At 64.8% G+C, this 16,677-nt stretch carries 15 protein-coding genes; 6 read left to right on the forward strand and 9 right to left on the reverse strand.

What is annotated here, in order from left to right:
• Nucleotides 1-25: 25 nt before the first annotated feature.
• Both ACODRZ_RS07340 and ACODRZ_RS07345 read left to right on the forward strand, forming a co-directional pair.
• Complete coding sequence (locus tag ACODRZ_RS07340; RefSeq protein WP_488972808.1) at nucleotides 26-1,858, forward strand: copper resistance system multicopper oxidase; 1,833 nt, start codon at nucleotides 26-28, stop codon at nucleotides 1,856-1,858.
• Nucleotides 1,855-2,838, forward strand: a complete 984-nt coding sequence (locus tag ACODRZ_RS07345; RefSeq protein WP_488972809.1) for a copper resistance protein B — start codon at nucleotides 1,855-1,857, stop codon at nucleotides 2,836-2,838. Before ACODRZ_RS07340 ends, ACODRZ_RS07345 begins: the two co-directional genes overlap by 4 nt.
• A 28-nt stretch (nucleotides 2,839-2,866) precedes the next feature.
• Here ACODRZ_RS07345 and ACODRZ_RS07350 read toward each other — a convergent pair whose 3' ends face one another.
• The 5 genes from ACODRZ_RS07350 to ACODRZ_RS07370 all read right to left on the reverse strand — a co-directional run bounded on the left by ACODRZ_RS07350 (nucleotide 2,867) and on the right by ACODRZ_RS07370 (nucleotide 6,956).
• The gene (locus ACODRZ_RS07350; RefSeq protein WP_488972810.1) at nucleotides 2,867-3,337 is read right to left on the reverse strand and encodes a hypothetical protein; all 471 of its coding nucleotides are present in this window, start codon (nucleotides 3,335-3,337) and stop codon (nucleotides 2,867-2,869) included.
• Nucleotides 3,338-3,361: 24 nt separating this feature from the next.
• Nucleotides 3,362-4,351 (reverse strand): sterol desaturase family protein, encoded by a 990-nt coding sequence (locus ACODRZ_RS07355; RefSeq protein ID WP_488972811.1) that lies wholly within the window; start codon nucleotides 4,349-4,351, stop codon nucleotides 3,362-3,364.
• Nucleotides 4,352-4,492: 141 nt separating this feature from the next.
• Nucleotides 4,493-5,839: an AtzE family amidohydrolase gene (locus ACODRZ_RS07360; RefSeq protein WP_488972812.1), complete on the reverse strand. Its 1,347-nt coding sequence runs from the start codon at nucleotides 5,837-5,839 to the stop codon at nucleotides 4,493-4,495.
• A 2-nt stretch (nucleotides 5,840-5,841) separates the two neighbouring features.
• The gene (locus ACODRZ_RS07365; protein WP_488972813.1) at nucleotides 5,842-6,048 is read right to left on the reverse strand and encodes a hypothetical protein; all 207 of its coding nucleotides are present in this window, start codon (nucleotides 6,046-6,048) and stop codon (nucleotides 5,842-5,844) included.
• Between the two features lie 68 nt (nucleotides 6,049-6,116).
• Nucleotides 6,117-6,956, reverse strand: a complete 840-nt coding sequence (locus ACODRZ_RS07370; protein WP_488972814.1) for a DODA-type extradiol aromatic ring-opening family dioxygenase — start codon at nucleotides 6,954-6,956, stop codon at nucleotides 6,117-6,119.
• Nucleotides 6,957-7,130: 174 nt separating this feature from the next.
• Between ACODRZ_RS07370 and ACODRZ_RS07375 the strand changes: the two genes are divergently transcribed.
• A complete protein-coding gene (locus tag ACODRZ_RS07375; RefSeq protein ID WP_488972815.1) occupies nucleotides 7,131-8,390 on the forward strand; it encodes an MFS transporter in 1,260 nt (419 codons plus the stop codon).
• Nucleotides 8,391-8,394: 4 nt separating this feature from the next.
• Here the strand turns inward: ACODRZ_RS07375 and ACODRZ_RS07380 are convergent, their stop codons facing one another.
• A complete protein-coding gene (locus ACODRZ_RS07380) occupies nucleotides 8,395-9,270 on the reverse strand; it encodes a hypothetical protein (protein WP_488972816.1) in 876 nt (291 codons plus the stop codon).
• Nucleotides 9,271-9,529: 259 nt separating this feature from the next.
• A complete protein-coding gene (locus ACODRZ_RS07385) occupies nucleotides 9,530-10,618 on the reverse strand; it encodes an acetamidase/formamidase family protein (protein ID WP_488972817.1) in 1,089 nt (362 codons plus the stop codon).
• A 196-nt stretch (nucleotides 10,619-10,814) separates the two neighbouring features.
• On the opposite strand from ACODRZ_RS07385, the gene ACODRZ_RS07390 reads away from it, so the two are divergent.
• The 3 genes from ACODRZ_RS07390 (at nucleotide 10,815) to ACODRZ_RS07400 (ending at nucleotide 14,949) form a co-directional block, all read left to right on the forward strand.
• Nucleotides 10,815-11,300, forward strand: a complete 486-nt coding sequence (locus ACODRZ_RS07390) for a VOC family protein (protein WP_488972818.1) — start codon at nucleotides 10,815-10,817, stop codon at nucleotides 11,298-11,300.
• A 108-nt stretch (nucleotides 11,301-11,408) separates the two neighbouring features.
• Entirely contained in the window at nucleotides 11,409-12,602 is a 1,194-nt protein-coding gene (locus ACODRZ_RS07395) for an aromatic ring-hydroxylating oxygenase subunit alpha (protein ID WP_488972819.1), read from the forward strand.
• Between the two features lie 40 nt (nucleotides 12,603-12,642).
• A complete protein-coding gene (locus ACODRZ_RS07400) occupies nucleotides 12,643-14,949 on the forward strand; it encodes an acetamidase/formamidase family protein (RefSeq protein ID WP_488986192.1) in 2,307 nt (768 codons plus the stop codon).
• A gap of 87 nt (nucleotides 14,950-15,036) precedes the next feature.
• Here ACODRZ_RS07400 and ACODRZ_RS07405 read toward each other — a convergent pair whose 3' ends face one another.
• Nucleotides 15,037-15,555 carry a TonB family protein gene (locus ACODRZ_RS07405; protein ID WP_488972966.1) on the reverse strand — a complete coding sequence of 173 codons (519 nt, stop codon included), beginning with the start codon at nucleotides 15,553-15,555 and terminating at the stop codon, nucleotides 15,037-15,039.
• 284 nt (nucleotides 15,556-15,839) lie between these two features.
• The gene (locus tag ACODRZ_RS07410) at nucleotides 15,840-16,664 is read right to left on the reverse strand and encodes an oxidoreductase (RefSeq protein WP_488972967.1); all 825 of its coding nucleotides are present in this window, start codon (nucleotides 16,662-16,664) and stop codon (nucleotides 15,840-15,842) included.
• Nucleotides 16,665-16,677: the final 13 nt, after the last annotated feature.

Below are 16,677 nucleotides of genomic sequence, written 5' to 3' on the forward strand. Positions count from 1 at the left end.
GACAGCCAAGAGGGATAGCGATTTCATGCACTTATCGACTGTGAAGCGCCGCATGTTCCTCAGGGGGCTTGGCTCGGCGGGTGGCGCCGCGGCATTCGCAGCGTGGATGCCGGCCTGGGCGCAGCCGGTTTCCAAGGGCATCGGCACTGACCGGCCGATGGTGACCGGCACCGACATCACCCTGCGCATCGCGCGTGAAACGATGACGATCGATGGCCGCAGCAGCGCTGCGATAGGCGTAAACGGCACGATTCCGGCGCCATTGATCCGCCTGCGCGAAGGGCAGAAGGTACGGCTCGACGTCGTCAACGATCTGGAGGTGGACACTTCGCTGCATTGGCACGGGCTGCTGGTGCCTGCGCAGTTCGACGGCGTGCCCGGAGTTTCCTTCCCCGGCATCAAGGCGCGATCGCGCTTTCTGTACGAGTTCCAAGTGGCACAGAACGGCACTTACTGGTACCATAGCCACTCCGGCTTCCAGGAACAGCTGGGGCTCTACGGCCCGATCGTGATCGACTCTGCCGAGCCCGATCCGGTCGCCTTTGATCGCGAGCATGTGATCGTTCTCTCCGATCAAAGCCACCTATCCCCCGAAGCGATCTTCCGTCGGCTGAAGGTGAACCCCGGCCATTTCAACTTCCAGCGCCAGACCCTCGCCGGCCTTGCCGCTGGACGCGACCAGACCTTGAAGGACAGGCTCGCATGGGGTGCCATGCGCATGGATCCGGCGGATATTTCAGACGTGACCGGAGCCGCCTACACCTATCTCGTCAACGGCTACGGCCCGCAGGACAACTGGACCGCGCTATTCACGCCGGGAGAGAGCGTGCGCCTGCGCATCATCAACGCCTCTTCGATGACGACATTCAACGTGCGCATTCTAGACCTCACTATCGTCCAGGCCGACGGACAGAACGTCCGCCCGGTCACGGTGGACGAATTCCAGATCGGCGTAGCCGAAACCTATGACCTGATCGTCAAGCCGCAGGACGACCGGGCCTACACCCTCGTCGGCGAAGCGGTGGACCGTTCGGGCATGGCCCGCGCGACGTTGTCGCCTCGTCCGGGAATGCACGCCCCGGTCCCTGCGCTGCGCAAGCGTCCACTTGCGACGATGAAGGACATGGGGATGGATATGGGAGGCGGGAAAGACACGGGCCGCAGGATCGATCCCACCGTCGAACAGAACACGTCGGCAAAACTGGCGACGGACAGCGAGGTGCCTGCAGCGCCCTCCATGGACCACAGCGCGATGAATCACGATCCCGCGCAGCATACAACCATGGATCACGGCATGGCCGGCATGTCGATGCGCGATTTCTCCAATGCCCCGCAGGTCACGCGCAATCCCGGGGTGCAGATGATCTCGCCGATGCCGGTGGACCGCACCGGAGAACCGGGCCAGGGCCTGACGGACGTGGGGCACAAGGTGCTGGTCTACCGCGACCTCATGGCGCTGGAACGCAATCCGGACGTGCGCGCACCCTCGCGCAGCATCGATGTCCATCTCACCGGCAACATGGAGCGATTCATGTGGTCTCTCGATGGCGACAAGATGTCCGACATCCATGAACCCATCCCGTTCACCGAGGGCGAGCGGGTCCGGGTCAACCTCATCAATGATTCGATGATGGCTCACCCGATCCACATCCACGGCCATTTCTTCGAACTGGTGACCGGCCACGGCGACCATTCCCCGCGCAAGCACACCGTCATCGTCCAGCCCGGCGGCAAGGTCAGCTGGGATTTCACGGCGGATGCCATCGGCGACTGGGCTTTCCATTGCCATATGCTGTATCACATGGCGGCCGGGATGATGCGCGTCGTCAGCGTCCGCCCGAAGGCAGACGCCGCATGATGCGCCTTGCCCCGATCGCCACCGTGCTGCTCTCGTTCCTGGTCGCTCCTGCCCATGCACAGGACCATTCGATGCACGGAATGAAGAAACCCGCCGTTCCCGGAGAGACATCCGCATCGACACCGGCTGCCGGTCACCAGCACCATGAGATGCGCGGCATGGGTCATGGTTCCATGCCTGGAATGGATATGCCGGACGGGCACGCCGATCACCAGATGGCTACCGGCACCAACCTTCCCGCAGGGCAGGCCCCTGCACCACCCTCTCCGGCGGACCACTACGCCGACCACCAGTTCCCGCCCGCGGAGATGGCTCGTGCCCGCAAGGCAATGATGAGGGAGAGCGGGGGACAGGCATTCGCCACCGTGATGTTCAACCTGGCCGAGTACCAGTCACGCGAGGGCCGCGATGGCTATCACTGGGACGGCGAGGCCTGGCTGGGCGGCGACATCAACCGCCTGACCCTCAAGACCGAGGGCGAAGGCGTGATACGGCAAGGTGTGGAGGCGGCCGAAATTCAGGCCCTCTACAGCCGCGCCATCGGTCCGTACTTCAACCTGCAGGCAGGCATCCGCCACGATGTTCGGCCCGGTCCATCGCGAACATATGCCGCAGTCGGCTTCGAGGGACTCGCCCCCTACTGGTTCGAAGTCGAAGGCGCGGCCTTCCTTTCGGACAAGGGCGATCTGCTCGGTCGGATTGAGGGCTATTACGACCAGCGCCTGACGCAGCGCCTTGTGTTGCAGCCTCGCGCCGAACTCAACGTATCGGCGCAGGACGTGCCGGACGACCGCGTCGGCGCAGGCTTGTCGAGCGCCGAACTGGGTCTGCGCCTGCGCTATGAGATCACGCGCCGGTTCGCACCCTACATCGGCCTTTCCCATGAGGCGAAGACCGGTCGCTCGGCGCGGTATGCGCGCGCTGCCGGGGAAGATCCTGCGACGACCAGTCTCGTCGCAGGCGTGCGTGTCTGGCTCTAGGGTTGCCGCGCCTGCGCACTTCCAGTCGTCAGACCGGCGAGGTCTCGACGGCTGGCTCATGCCCGGTCAGGCTCTTGCGGAATGCCGACGCGACCAGATAGGGCTCAAGAATGCGCCCGACGATGTAAAGCACCGCGAAGATGCCGGCGAAAACGAAACCCGGATTGCGCGATTCCTTGAGTATCCAGGCGATGCCGAGAAACAGGAACGGCAGGCAGAAACAGAACTGCAGCGTCGGACTGCTGAGGTCGTAGCGCAGTTCCCGGCTGTCGCCGTCACGTTCGAGCCATAGGGTGCCGCAATTGAAGATGGCCATCCGATCCTGCGCGATCGGGTCCTTCTTGCTGAAAGTCAGTGCATCGCCCTCGATCCTGCATGAGGTCCCATCGGTCCGGAACAGGTGATCGAGGCGGGCGAAGACGTCTCGGGGCGACTGCGCGGCATCGAGCAACAGCGATCCACGAACGCGCCAGATTCGGTCGATGAAGGGAAGGTTCACGCGCAGTTCTCCAGAAGCCCGGGCTTATTCGGCAGGGACGGCGGCCGGCTGAAAACGCGCCTGAATGGCCGACCTCGTCGTCTTCCAGGCTTCGGTGAAGGGATAGGTCATCTGCTCCAGGATCGACATGCGGCGCCCGCCCTCCATGCCGAGCAGTTCCGCCTCGCCGTCGACGCACGTGCCGAACAGGCGGTCGATGAAGATGTAGGTGCTGGCGTAATTGCTGCGACTGGCCTCGAAATCCTGCGAATGGTGAACGCTGTGGTGTTCGGTCGTGTTGAACAGGAAGCGCCACAGGCGCGGAGTGTTGAAGCGCACGTTTATGTGCTGGTAGGTGCCGACCGCCATGCCGATCGCACCGGCCAGCAGGACCGCGCGTGGCAGGAAATCGAAGAAACCGCCGATGCCGAGGCCGATCAGGAACAGCTCGACCGGATTACCGACGGCGCCCTTGTTGATGTTCAGCTGCGTGATGTAGTGATGGACCGAGTGAGTAAGCCAGAGCGGATACCAGTTGTGCATCCCGCGATGCATCCAGTATTGCCCGAAATCAAAGATGAACGAGATCAGGAACGCCTGAACAAGCAGCGGCATGTCCTTGAACCAGGTCATTTTTTCCCAATCGAAGAAATGCTGGATTCCCTCGATCATGGCGTCGTCGCCGAAATGCTTGCCCGCATATTTGACCAGCGTGTAGCTGATGCCGACATAGAACAGGTCTGTAACCAATTCCTTCCAAGTGAGACGCCAGCTATCGTGGCGCGGGTTCACCCATTCCAGAAAGTACAGAAGCGCCTTGAAGGCTATCCCTATACCGATTGCCGTCGATGCCTTGGCGATGGAGTCCGGAGCGTAGAGCCAGAAGGCGACCAGAGCGATCAACACCGCAGGCTGAAACCAGGTGAAGACGAACTGCTTCACGGGGCCGCCTTCCACGCGCGGAATGTTTTCCCAGCCCACCGTGACCGGGGACTGCGTGCCGATCAGCCTCGTACCTACGCGAACTCCGTCCATACCCACCCGCTTTCGTAATACCCGATCACCCATCTCGGTAATACTAAATGCAGATATGGTAATATCAAAGTTTCACGTCTGTCCATGCCCTCTTTGTGCAGCGCAAAAAATTGTGCCTGAGGAGCTAAAAATGGCGCGTGCCTACACCTTGGCGGCAGGCACTGCGCAAAGCCCCTTGTCGATGAGCTGCCGCGCCGCCCGGAACAGGAGTGGCTCATGCCCCGCCGCGCTGATCAGCTGGATGCCGAGGGGCATCGCGAAGTCGCCCGCCAGCGGCAGTACCAGCGCAGGCAGCCCCATAAGGCTGATCGGCTGCGTATAGATGCCAAGGTGGCTGCGTGCAGGGATCGTCCTGCCCTCGAAAGTCATCACCGGATTGGCGATGGTCGGCGCGAAGCCGGGCGCGGCCGGAGTGAAAAGGACGTCTGCCAGCTCGAACTGGCGGCGCAAGCGCGCCTGGATCCAGCTGCGAAAGCGCTGTGCGGCGAGATAGTCGTCGCTCGGCAGCAGCAGGCCCGCCAGCATACGGTCCCGCACCGGCGGCTCGAACTGCATCGGGTCGGTCTCCAGCGCGGGACGATGCAGACTGGCCCCTTCCGCCGCAATGATGACCGAGGCTGCGGCACGGGCGATCTCCGAATGCGGCAACTCGAAGCTGATGCGGCCGAGCCGGTTCCAGAAGGCATCGAGCGGACCGCGCATCTCCTCGGAGATGTTGTTATCGAACCAGCTCATCAGGCGGCCGAAGGAAATCTCGCCGCGCAGCGGCTCCTGCCGCTCGGGCGCACCTTCGCGCAAAATCGTGCGGACCAGCGCCACGTCGTCGAGATCGCGGCCGAGCACGCCGACCACATCGAGGCTCTCGACGAAGGGATACATGCCCTCGCGCGGAAGATCCCCGTAGGTGGGCTTAAGGCCGATCACGCCGGTCAGGCCCGCAGGGACGCGCAACGATCCATTGGTGTCGAAAGCAAGGCTGAGCGGCACCACGCCGGTCGCGACCGCCACGGCCGAACCACCTGCCGCCCCACCCGCGACGCGCGTGGGATCGTGCGGATTGCGGGTTGTCCCGTACTCCGCATTCATGGTGACGAAGCCATAGCCGAATTCGTCCATGTTCTGCATACCGACGAGCACCGCACCCGCCGCTTCGAGCAGCGCGATGGCCCTGGCGTCGCGGCTCGCGAAGGCGGCATTGCGGCGGGTCCGCGAACCGGCCGTGGTGATCTCCCCGGCGACGTCGAACAGGTCCGCTGCGCCGAACGGCACGCCTGCCAAGGGGCCGGGATCGAGCCCCGCCTCCACCAGCTTGTCGACCGCTGCCGCCCGCGCCAATGCGCGGCGTCGCAGCAGGCGCGTGAAGCCGCTGCGCTCGCCGCCGAGTTGCCCGGCCTTGTCGAACGCCTTCGTGGCGAGTTGCACGGCGGTGATTTCGCCGCCGCGTACTTTCGCGGCCATGGCGATGGCTGACAAGATGTCGGAAGACATGCTCACGCCTCGAACCGCATGGCGCTGGCGCTGCGCGGATCAAGCGCGAAAGCGCGCAGGGTTGCGACGTGATCCTGCAGCACAATCAGGTTGGACAGCACGCCGGGGACACACTCCCCGGGCGCGGCGATGCCCGCCTCGGCCATGCGCGTGCGGACGCTGCCCTCGCTCGGACGTGCCGCTTTCCCGCTCGTTTCGGCCACCGGCATGTTCTCCCTCGCTCGCCATCGATCGAGGGGGCACCCTTACAGTCTTGCCGTCGAGCGGCAAGGGGCCTTTACCCGAAGCGATAGGCCGATATGTCCGCCATCATGACGTTGTCGCCGAACACCTTGTGCCCGGCCGAGGCCCCACCCGCACCGGCAGCCACCATCAGCGGCAGCAGATGCTCTTCGCGCGGGTGCGAAAGGCGACCTGCGGGAGCCTCGTCCCAGTGCGATAGCAGCATCTCGCGCTCGGCCGGGGCAGCTTCCACCGCACCCGTCAGCCACTGATCGAAGACCGCCGAGGGCCGCGTCGCGGCGGGCGTGCGGAAGCCGCGCATGTTGTGATAGCTCATGCCCGATCCGACGATCAGCACGCCCTCCTGGCGCAGCGGTTCCAGTGCCCTGCCCGCTGCGATGTGCTCGGCCGGATCGAGGTCCGCCTTGAGCGAAAGCGGCACGACGGGGATCGTCGCGTCCGGATCGATCAGCAGGAGCGGCACGAAGACACCGTGATCGAACCCGCGGGCGGGGTCCTTGCGCGCAGGCAGCCCGGCGCCCTTCAGTAGTTCCACGACCCGCTCCGCCAGCGCGGGGGACCCCGGGGCGGGATACTTTAATTCGTAAGTATGCGGCGGGAAGCCGTAGTAATCGTAGATCATCCCCGGCTCGACGGCGGTGGAAGCAGTGAACGCCGGCTCCTCCCAGTGGCCCGAAATGACGACGATGCCCTTGGGCGTTTCCGGCAGCGTGGACACCAGCGCGCGCAGCCATGCCTCGGTCTTGTCCCAGGTATCGGCGGGGCCGCCCATAACCGACCAGTCCATGAAGAAGCACGGTCCTCCGCCATGCGGGATGAAGTAAGTGGGCATCTGCGTTGCGGAAACGGTCATGTCGGCGGTCGGAGCATTCATCTTGGCGGATCGTCCCAAATGGCATTCGCTGCTTGCAAAATCGGATCGAGAGCGGCCTTGTGCAAGGACCCATAGTTGACGAAGCGCGAAGGAATTGTTGCGGCGCACCTATTAGCGCTTGGGATCGGAGCCCAGCAGGCATTTACTCGGGAAACCGGAAACGGAGACCTGTCCATGCCGACCGCTTCTACCCGACTTGCGATCGCCGCCACCACCGGCAACCTCGTTTGCCTCACTGCCGCTATCAGCGCCACTTTCGGGACATTCCTGGTGCCCATCTCGGAAGACCTCGGCTGGTCCCGTGCGGCGGTGTCCGGGGTGCTGGGTCTAATCGCTGTCATTGCGGCGGCAAGCTACCCGCTGATCGGCCGCACCATTGACCGGGTCGGCGCGCGGCCGCTGATCCTCGGCGGCAATGTCGCCCTTGCCCTGCTCGTCGCCAGCCTGTCCCGGACGACCGGCAATATCTGGCTGTTCTATCTCCAGTACGGGCTGATCGGTCTTGCCGGGGCGACGTGCGCGTCGCCGATGATCGCCAAGATCGTGTCGAACTGGTTCGACGCGCGGCGCGGGTTGATGCTCGGAGTGACGGCCGGGATCGGCAACGGCGTCGGTGCGACCTTGATGCCGGTGGTGGCGGGTATCCTCCTGCCGCAGATCGGCTGGCGCGCGACATATGGCGCGATCGGGGCGGTCGTGTTCCTCGTCGGCTTTCCCGTCATGTGGTTCTGGCTCCACGACACGCCCCGCCACGTCTCCCGCACACCGAACGAACCGGAGCGCGTATTCGAAGGCATGACCTTGCGCGAAGCGGCGGCCACCCGTCGTTTCTGGCTGCTGTTGATCGCGGTTGCGAGCGGCGCAGGCGGCATGACGGCGGTATTCACCCACGTCGTGCCGATGATGACGGACCGTGGCTTCGGCCTCCGCGAAGCGACCGGCGTAGTGGCGACCTTCGCGCTCGTCACGGCGGCCTGGCAGGTCGTGACCGGCGGCATGCTGGACAAGCTGCGCACGCCGTTGCTGATCGTGCCGATGTATGCCGCCGCGATGGGGGGCCTTGCGCTACTGCAGTTCGGCCAGGGCAGCCTCTCCGCTACCGCCGCGGGCGTGCTGCTGGGCATCGGCATGGGTGCGGAATACGCGGCCCTGCCGTATTTCTGCTCGCGCTACTTCGGGCTCAGGCATTTCGGATCGATCAACGCGGTGCTCTACGCCGCCGTCATTCTGGCGCAGGGCCTTACCCCCGCCGCCATGGACCTCAGCTACGGCGCGACCGGTTCCTACGACCAGGCGTCTCTGGCGATCATCGCCGTACTGGGAGGGGGCATGTCGTTGCTGTTCTGGCTCCCCGGCATCGGCGCCGACGGCCGGACCCGGGTTCGGTCGGCCGAGGATGCCTCGGCAGGCGATCTGGCCCCGGCGGTGTGCTGACGTTTCAGGGATGCCCGCTGAGGGTCCGTACCCGATCGATGGAAGACAGGCTCTCCCCCACCCATCGGTCGAATGCATCGCGAAGGGTATCGGATAGTTCCACGTAGTCTCCGGGACGTTCGGACAAGGTGACGAAGCCCCGCTCCGCCGCGCCCTTGAGCACGTTACGCACGTGTGTGCGCGACATGCCGCCCTGCCCGCCCGCATGTGAGTAGAAGCCCGGCGCCGTGCGGTGCTCCGGATTGCCCCGCACCGACTGCATCAGGATCATGAGCACGCGGAACCCGACTGATTCCTGGACGAAATAGTCCATCGGCGGATTGGCGCTCATGATCTCGTTGGCGATGTCGAGCGTCCTAAGCCCGGCGATGCGGAAGGCCTTCTGGTAGCTCTTCCGTCGCTCCAGCACCGGCCGGTAGTCGACATCCGGGCGCAGCAGTGCGAGCGGTGCATGGAAGACCGCCAGCCATTCGCAATCGGCAGCGACCCCGCGCTCGGTGGCGCGCAGGAGGCGGGCGCGGCGATCCTGCGGATCGGGCACCGTCTCCAGCAGCAGGTCCCGCCGCAAGTTGGCCACGAGGTCGGCGATCCGCCTGCCGGGCGCGATGCCCATGTTCGGCAGAACCTCGTTCAGCACCTGCATCGATACGCCGCCCGCAGGGTCCTCCGGATCACGCAGGGCGTCCAGCGAGGTGATGAGCATGAACGTGACGCCCCGCTCGTACTCGATCAGCGTGCGCAGCCTGCGGTCGTCGATGTACATCCCCGCCAACCCGTCGATGAGCAGCGCCTTGGCATTCTCGAAACGGGAATGTCCGCGTACCTGCTCCACCGAGATATGCGTATCTCCGGTACTTTCGGCCCTCCAGTTCCTGTCCATCAGTCCCTCATCGCCGCAACAGCCCCCACGGAGCCGCAGCGAGACTCCGTTGACCGTAAGCTAGTGGATTTTACGGATTTTCGTAGTCGTTCCAGTAGCGACGGCGAAAAAATGACCCGGTGACCGAAAATGGCCCCGGGTCAGGTATGAAAGGCGGATATAGTTCCGTCCTTCGGGTCGCACCGGTCGGATACACGGCGGGGATCGGAAGGCAACGGAACAATTCCGTAGTATTTTCAGAGCCCTTGGCGACGTAGCTTCAGGGGTCGATAACGGCGCCCTTGCCCGGGAAGATACGCCGCTCGATCCGCGCGTGGACGCCCAGCGTGCCGTCCACCACTTGCGTCACGCCGAAGTCGGTCGCCACGCTCATCAGCGAATAGGCGTCCTCCTTGCTCAGTCCCTGCTGTTCGTGGAGCAGGTGCAGCATGTCCATCGAGCAGTTCTTCATCGCCTGATCGAGATCCTCACCGAAGCCGTGGACGATCCAGTTCTCGGGCGTTTCCAGCAGCGGCGAGGGGAAGGAGAAGTCCTTGCGCAGGATGATCTGGAACAGGCAGTCGAGCGAAGCCTCGATCGCGGTGCCGCTGATCTCGCCGTCGCCCTGGCTGACGTGGGGGTCGCCGATCGAGAACAGCCCGCCCTTGACCTGACACTTGTAGAACATCGTGGAGCCCGCGCCGATGCGCCAGTTGTCGATGTTGCCGCCATGCAGCCCCGGCGGGATAGTGGAGACCGGCGCGTCCACTGCCGGCGCCACGCCCGCCGTGCCCAGATGCGGGCGGGCGGGGATGGTGATGCCGGGCAGCGCCGGGTGACGGTCGCACACCGGACAGTTGGTGATGGTGCCGGGGACGAGGTATTCGCCCGGGAAGTCGTAGGCATAAAGGGCGTGAGCGGTCTGGGTGCCGGGGTCCAGTTCGTAGATCGTCACGCGCTCCTTCCTGCCGAACTCCTCGTAGAGGTGCCCCCAGTTCGCCGCGAGGTTGGAGCCGTAGTTGTTGCGCGGCGTCATCTGCAGGTAGCGCACCTCGATCATGTCGCCCGGCTCGGCGTCCTCGATGTAGATCGGGCCGGTCATGATGTGGACGCCGGGGGCGCGGCTGGCGGGATCGACCTCGCGGAAGATGCGCTCCACGCCTTCGTCGAACATCAGCTCCGGCGCGTCGCCCGCATGGTGGGTAATCGCTTCGGCCTGCACCAGATCGCCACTCTTGATCCTGAGCGCCGGCTTGATCTCGGGCGAGAAGTAACCCCAGTGGATCGTCTCCGGCGTGGCCTTGAGATGCCAGATCGCCGAGGGCCGCGTGTCCGCCTTCGCCGATGTCAGAGTGGTGACCGAAGCCATGCAGTGTCCTTTGTAGAGTGGAGGATCGACCGCTTCACTCTCTTTCGGGGGACGAAAAGGGTCTTGGCCGTCAGCGCACTGGTAGTTGGCGCAAGACGCGGCTCGTCGTCCTCGTCAACAAACCGGACGCCTGCCGCCAAGAGCCGCGCGCGCATCTGGCGCAGACCTTGGGCACACGAGAAGGAAGCCCTTATCCATGCCCAACACGCTCATCTTCGTCGATCTGCCCGCCGACGATCCGGCCGCTGCGGCACGCTTCTACGCCGAAGTCTTCGGCTGGCGCGACGATCACAAGCCCGAGGGCGTCTATCACCGCATGGTGCCGGGCGGCATGTTCCCCAATCCCGATGGCACCGACAGCCAGATCGGCAACCTGCACCTGGGCATCTTCGATCCCGCCAACGCCCGCCCGCACCCCGACGCGCAAGGCATCGCCCCGCGCGAAATCGCCAAGGAGGGCCGGAAACCGCGCATCTGGGTGCTCATCAGCGACGACGACACCCCCGAGCGCATCCTTTCCGCCGCCGAGGAGCGCGGCGCCACGGTGCTTTGGCGCAACCACTTCTGGGGCACCTTCAACGGTCTCAACCACTGTTTCCGCGACCCGTGGGGCAACGAGATCCTGCTCTGGGGCAAGGCCGGAGATCCGCCAAGGATTCCAGACGATTACACCCGCGAGTAAGCCATCTCGCAAATGCAATATTGCCTTCGCGGGTGCCGCATGCCCAAATGCACATAGCAGCACTCACCGGCACCCAGCGTGTACATAACAGCACTCAGGATGGTCACCATGCCCGCGCCAACCATGACGGACGCCTTCATCGAATCCCTCTCCGCCTCAGCGGTGGACCTAGAGGACGCGGTGACGCTGCCGCCTTCGTGCTACACCTCGGACGCTTTCTACGAATTCGAGAAGGACGCGCTCTATTACGCCGAGTGGCAGTGCGTCGGGCGCGAGGACTGGATTCCGAAGCCGGGCGATTACTTCACCACCCGCACCATCGACGAGCCGATCATCGTCTCGCGCAACCTGCAGGGCGAAGTGCGGGCGATGTCGGCGGTGTGTCAGCACCGTGCGATGCTGGTGGCCGAAGGCAGCGGCAACGCGCGCGGGTTCCTGTGCCCCTACCACCACTGGAGCTACTCGCTCGACGGCACGCTGGTGGCGGCCCCGGCGATGAACAGGACCTGCAACTTCGACCGCAAGGCGAGCAGCCTGCCGCGCTTCGCGGTCGAGATCTGGAACGGCTTCGTCTTCATCAACTTCGACGAGAACGCCGCGCCCCTCGCCCCCCGCCTGACCGGCGTGGCCGAGGCGATCGCCGGCTACGACCTCGCCTCTGCCGAGGGTCCGAAGCCCGAGGAGGGCGCGAAGCTGCCGTGGAACTGGAAGGTGATGTTCGAGAACAACAACGACGGCTACCACGCCAGCCGCCTGCACGCCGGGCCGCTGCATGACTTCGTGCCTTCGGGCAAGGCCGAGTTCCCGCATTCCGAGCCCGAGGACGCCGGGTTCCTGCGCTTCAACGGGACACTCCACCCCGACGCCAGCTTCAACGCCACCCAGCGCGCGGTGCTGCCTATCTTCCCGGGCCTTTCGGACGAAATGCGAAACCGGATGACCTTCGCCAACGTCCCGCCCTCGCTCAGCCTCATCATGATGAGCGACATGGTGATCTACCTGATCCTGCGCCCCGACGGCCCGGAATCGCTGGAGATGGACACCGGCCTGCTGTTCGCCCCCGGCGCGATGAAGGACCCGACGTTCGACCACAAGCTCGACATGAACATGCGCGCCACCGCGCACATCATCGCGCAGGATTTCCACGTCGACGAACTGGTGCAGCAGGGCCTGCGTTCGCGCTTCGCCCCGCGTGGCCGCTACTCGTGGCAGGAAGGCGCGCAAGGCCAGTTCAACAAGTGGCTGGTCCATCGTTACCGCGCTGCACACAAGCGTCTGGCAGAACTGGAAACAGTGAGTTAGGCTGCCCCCTACAGGGTTACACAACAAGGATAATTCCGGCATGACCGGCGTGCGCTTGACCACCAATGCCTACCCGCACGACCAGCGATTGCAGGCGTGGCGTTTCGCATTGCAGCGCGTGTCGCTGGAACTCGAATCCGAGAACGAGGACATCTACGGAGACCTCGTCAGCTTCACCAGCGGGCAGAAGATCCAGTTCGTCCGCTGCACCGGCACTGCGCAGGCGATGACCCTCGACTTCCGGCAGGAGGCGCGCTGTTTCTGGCTCGTCCTCCTGCTCGAAGGCCGCATCGCAGCGTCGAGCGGAGACCGCGAGGTCGAGATCGGCGAGGGGGACATGGTCTACGGCGGCGGCGACACCCGCTGCCGGATCGCCATGGAAGGCGATTTCCGCCTGCTCATCGTCAAGGTGCCGCACAGCCTCCCGGCGCTGAAATCGCGCTCGCAGCTGCCGACCGAGATCAGCGACCTGATCGCCGACACCGCCGTCGGCCGCATGATGTCGAGCCTGCTGCGCACCGTGGCCGATACCATCCTCGACATCTCCGACGACCAGATCCGCCCGGTCGAACTGGCCCTGCCCGAGATGATCGCCGCCACCCTCCTCGACCGCGCCCCGGCCAAGCAGCTGGGCGGCGCGGCGGGCGGGCGCGCGGCGATCCTGGAGCGGGTGTTCCAGTCGATCGAGATGCGGCTCTCCGACCCCAACCTCAACACCCACCAGATCGCCGCCGAACACAACATCTCGCCGCGCTACCTGCAGAAGCTGTTCGAGAGCCACGGCGAGAGCTTCGGGCATTACGTGAAGCTGCGCCGCCTCGAACGCTGCCGTCTCGATCTCGGCAGCCCGCTCCATGCGCAGCGCTCGATCTCGGAAATCCTGTTCCAGTGGGGCTTCAACGACAGCGCCTCGTTCTCCCGCGCCTTCCGCGAACAGTACGGGATGAGCCCGCGCGAATACCGCAAGTCCCCCGAGATCGCGACAGCCGCCCCTGAAACCCCGCGCCGGGGCCGCCCCGAAAAGGCGCGCGACGTGCGCATGGACAACCGCGAACCGCCCAGCGTGCTCAGTGGCCTGCCCAGCCTCGACGACGCCGCAAGGTCGCGCCGCCACCACTTCCTGCCCGCGCGGCCCGACACGATCCACTGGGGCTATTTCAGCCGCTCGCTGCAACCCGCGCTCGAAGTCCGCTCGGGCGACTACGTGACAATCGAGACGCTCACCCACCACGCCAACGACGATGCCGAACGCATGATCGAGGGCGACGCGGGCGCGGAAGCCGTGTTCCACTGGACCGCCGACGGCAAGGCGGTGGAACGGCGCGGCGCCGGTCCGTTCGACGCCTCGGCCCTGGGTCGCGGCCCCGGCGAGGGCTTCGGCGTCCACATCTGCACCGGGCCTATAGCCGTCGAGGGCGCCCGCCCCGGCGACGTGATCGAGGTGCGTATCCTCGACATGGAGAACCGACCCAGCCAGAACCCGCTGTTCGCCGGGCGCGCCTTCGGCTCCAACGTTGCGGCCTACTGGGGCTACCACTACAACGACCTCTTGACCGACCCCAAGCAGCGCGAGGTCGTGACGATCTACGAGATCGACAACGAACCCGGCCGCGCCACCGCGCAGGCGGTCTATTCCTATCGCTGGACGCCGCAGACCGACCCTTCGGGCGTGGTCCACGAGCGCTACGACTACCCCGGCGTGCCGGTCGATCCCGAGACCATCACCAGAAACTTCGACGTGCTGCGCGACGTGACGATCCCGGTGCGCCCGCACTTCGGGGTGATCGCGCTGGCGCCTGCGCATTCGGAATTGATCGATTCGGTGCCGCCCGCCAACTTCGGCGGCAATATCGACAACTGGCGTCTCGGCGCGGGGTCCAGTTGCTTCCTGCCGGTGGGCGTGCCGGGCGGGCTGCTGTCGATGGGCGATCCCCATGCCAGCCAGGGCGACAGCGAACTGTGCGGCACCGCCATCGAATGTTCGATGACGGCGGTGATCCAGGTCATCCTCCACCCCGCCAAGACCAGCCGCAAGTACATCCGCGACATCGATTACCCGCTGATCGAGACTAGGCACGAATGGGTGATCCTGGGCTTCTCGCACCCGGAATACCTCAAGGAACTGGGCGCCAATGCGCAGAGCGAGGTCTATAAGCAGTCGTCCATCGACGCCGCCATGCGCGACGCCTTCCGCAAGGCCCGGCGGTTCCTGATGACCCTGCGCGATCTGACCGAGGACGAAGCGATCTCTCTACTCTCGGTGGGGGTGGACTTCGGGATCAGCCAGGTCGCCAACGGCAACTGGGGCGTCCATGCGGTGATCCGCAAGAGCCTGTTCGCGGCCTGACGAAGCGACCGTGCACCCTGGTTTTAGGGGCGCACGGTCGAGTGGGGGCAACGGGGGATCAGCCCCCTGGGATTCAACCGCCCGGCTTCAACCGTTGGGCGGTAAGATCTCCAGCATCGCAGTGGTGCTTCCGCTGCGCCCGACCCATGCATTGCTGCGCGCGGCATCCTCGCGCATCCTGGACATGTTCCGGCGCGCATAGTCCTCCGAATTGGCGTAGAGGACGCGCACGATGTACTTCTGTTCGTGCGTCACGCCGCGTGGCAGCGGGTGAAGCGTCGATATGCGCTGGACCGCACGGATCGTCGCACGGTCGAGATCGCTGTGCCCCGATGTCCGGTACAATTGAACATCGGCAGGCGCACCGTCTTCGCTGCAGTTGAACTTGACGGCGACAATACCTTCGCTCGCCGGAATCGTGCCGAGCGGAGTGGGATATACGACCTTGCTCTCGAATTGACGGAACACGTTTTCCGACCAGACCTTCACGCTCGGAGGCGCAATGACGGAAAGCGTATCCATATCGGTTTCGGCTCGACCGCCACTGGGCGTGACGGCCATCGCGAGCCCCAGGATGGTGGCGGCGAACATTTTCTGCCTGTGCATTTGAGTACCCTCCCGATGCGCCCACACATCAGACCTCAAACAAGCAACATATACGACGTGAGACGCAACTTTACGTATTCGGAGAAAAATCGACTCGATTATTGCGCGAACCCTGGCTGAATATTAAATCAAGATGCGCAGTTCACAGAGTCAACTAGAACACATAACGACCAGGGCAACGCTGCACCGCAGGTTGTGGAAGACTTTCATCGGTCACATGACCGTCAAAATCTCCATGGTTTCATGACCCTGACAATCGGCCCTCATATTGCCGGTGCAGAAAATTATTTTGCCGCAACAGCCGTCGTCAGGTGCTTCCAGGTGTCGAACTGCGCCTGCAGCATGGCGAACTCGTGCGTGGCATAGCCCAGCGCGTCTTCGCCCAGCAGCAGGACGAGCGGCGGCTCGGGATCGCCAATCGCCTTCAGGATCGCCTGGGCGACCTTGACCGGGTCGCTCGGCTCCTCTCCGTGATGCCCGGTCAGGACTTCGCGGGCGACGTGTGCGGTCGAGGCATAATCGGCGATGGACGGCTGCGCCCCCATCAGGCGCGCGGCGGCAAATTCGGTGCGCATTCCGCCCGGCGCCACATTGGTCACCCTGATGCCGAGCGGGTTCACCTCCTGCGCCAGCGTGCGCCCGATGCAGTCGAGGGCGAACTTGCTCGCCCCGTAGATCCCGGTGCCGTTCCAGCACGCCATGCCGCTGATCGAGCCGACGTTGACGATATGCCCCGAACGTCGCGCGCGAAAATGCGGCAGGGCGGCCTGGATCACGGCCAGCGCTCCCCAGACGTTGACCTCAAACAGCGCCCGGGCGTCCGCGATCGGCGTTTCCTCGACAGCGCCGGTATAGCCCAGCCCTGCATTGTTCACGACCACGTCGAGCCCTCCGCTATGTGCATCGGCTGCGTCGACGACGGACGTGACTGCGTCGTGGTCGGTCACGTCGAGCACCATGCCCGTGGCCCGCTCGCCCAGTGCCTCGAAAGCCGGAACGGCAGCGGGGTCTCGCACCGTACCGACGACGGTATGGCCCGCATCCAGTGCCGCGCGTGCCAGTGCCATGCCAAGTCCGGTGCTGACGCCGGTGATGAACCAGTTGCTCATGTCGATCTCCCTC

The organism is Novosphingobium sp. FG90 (genome assembly GCF_057808725.1).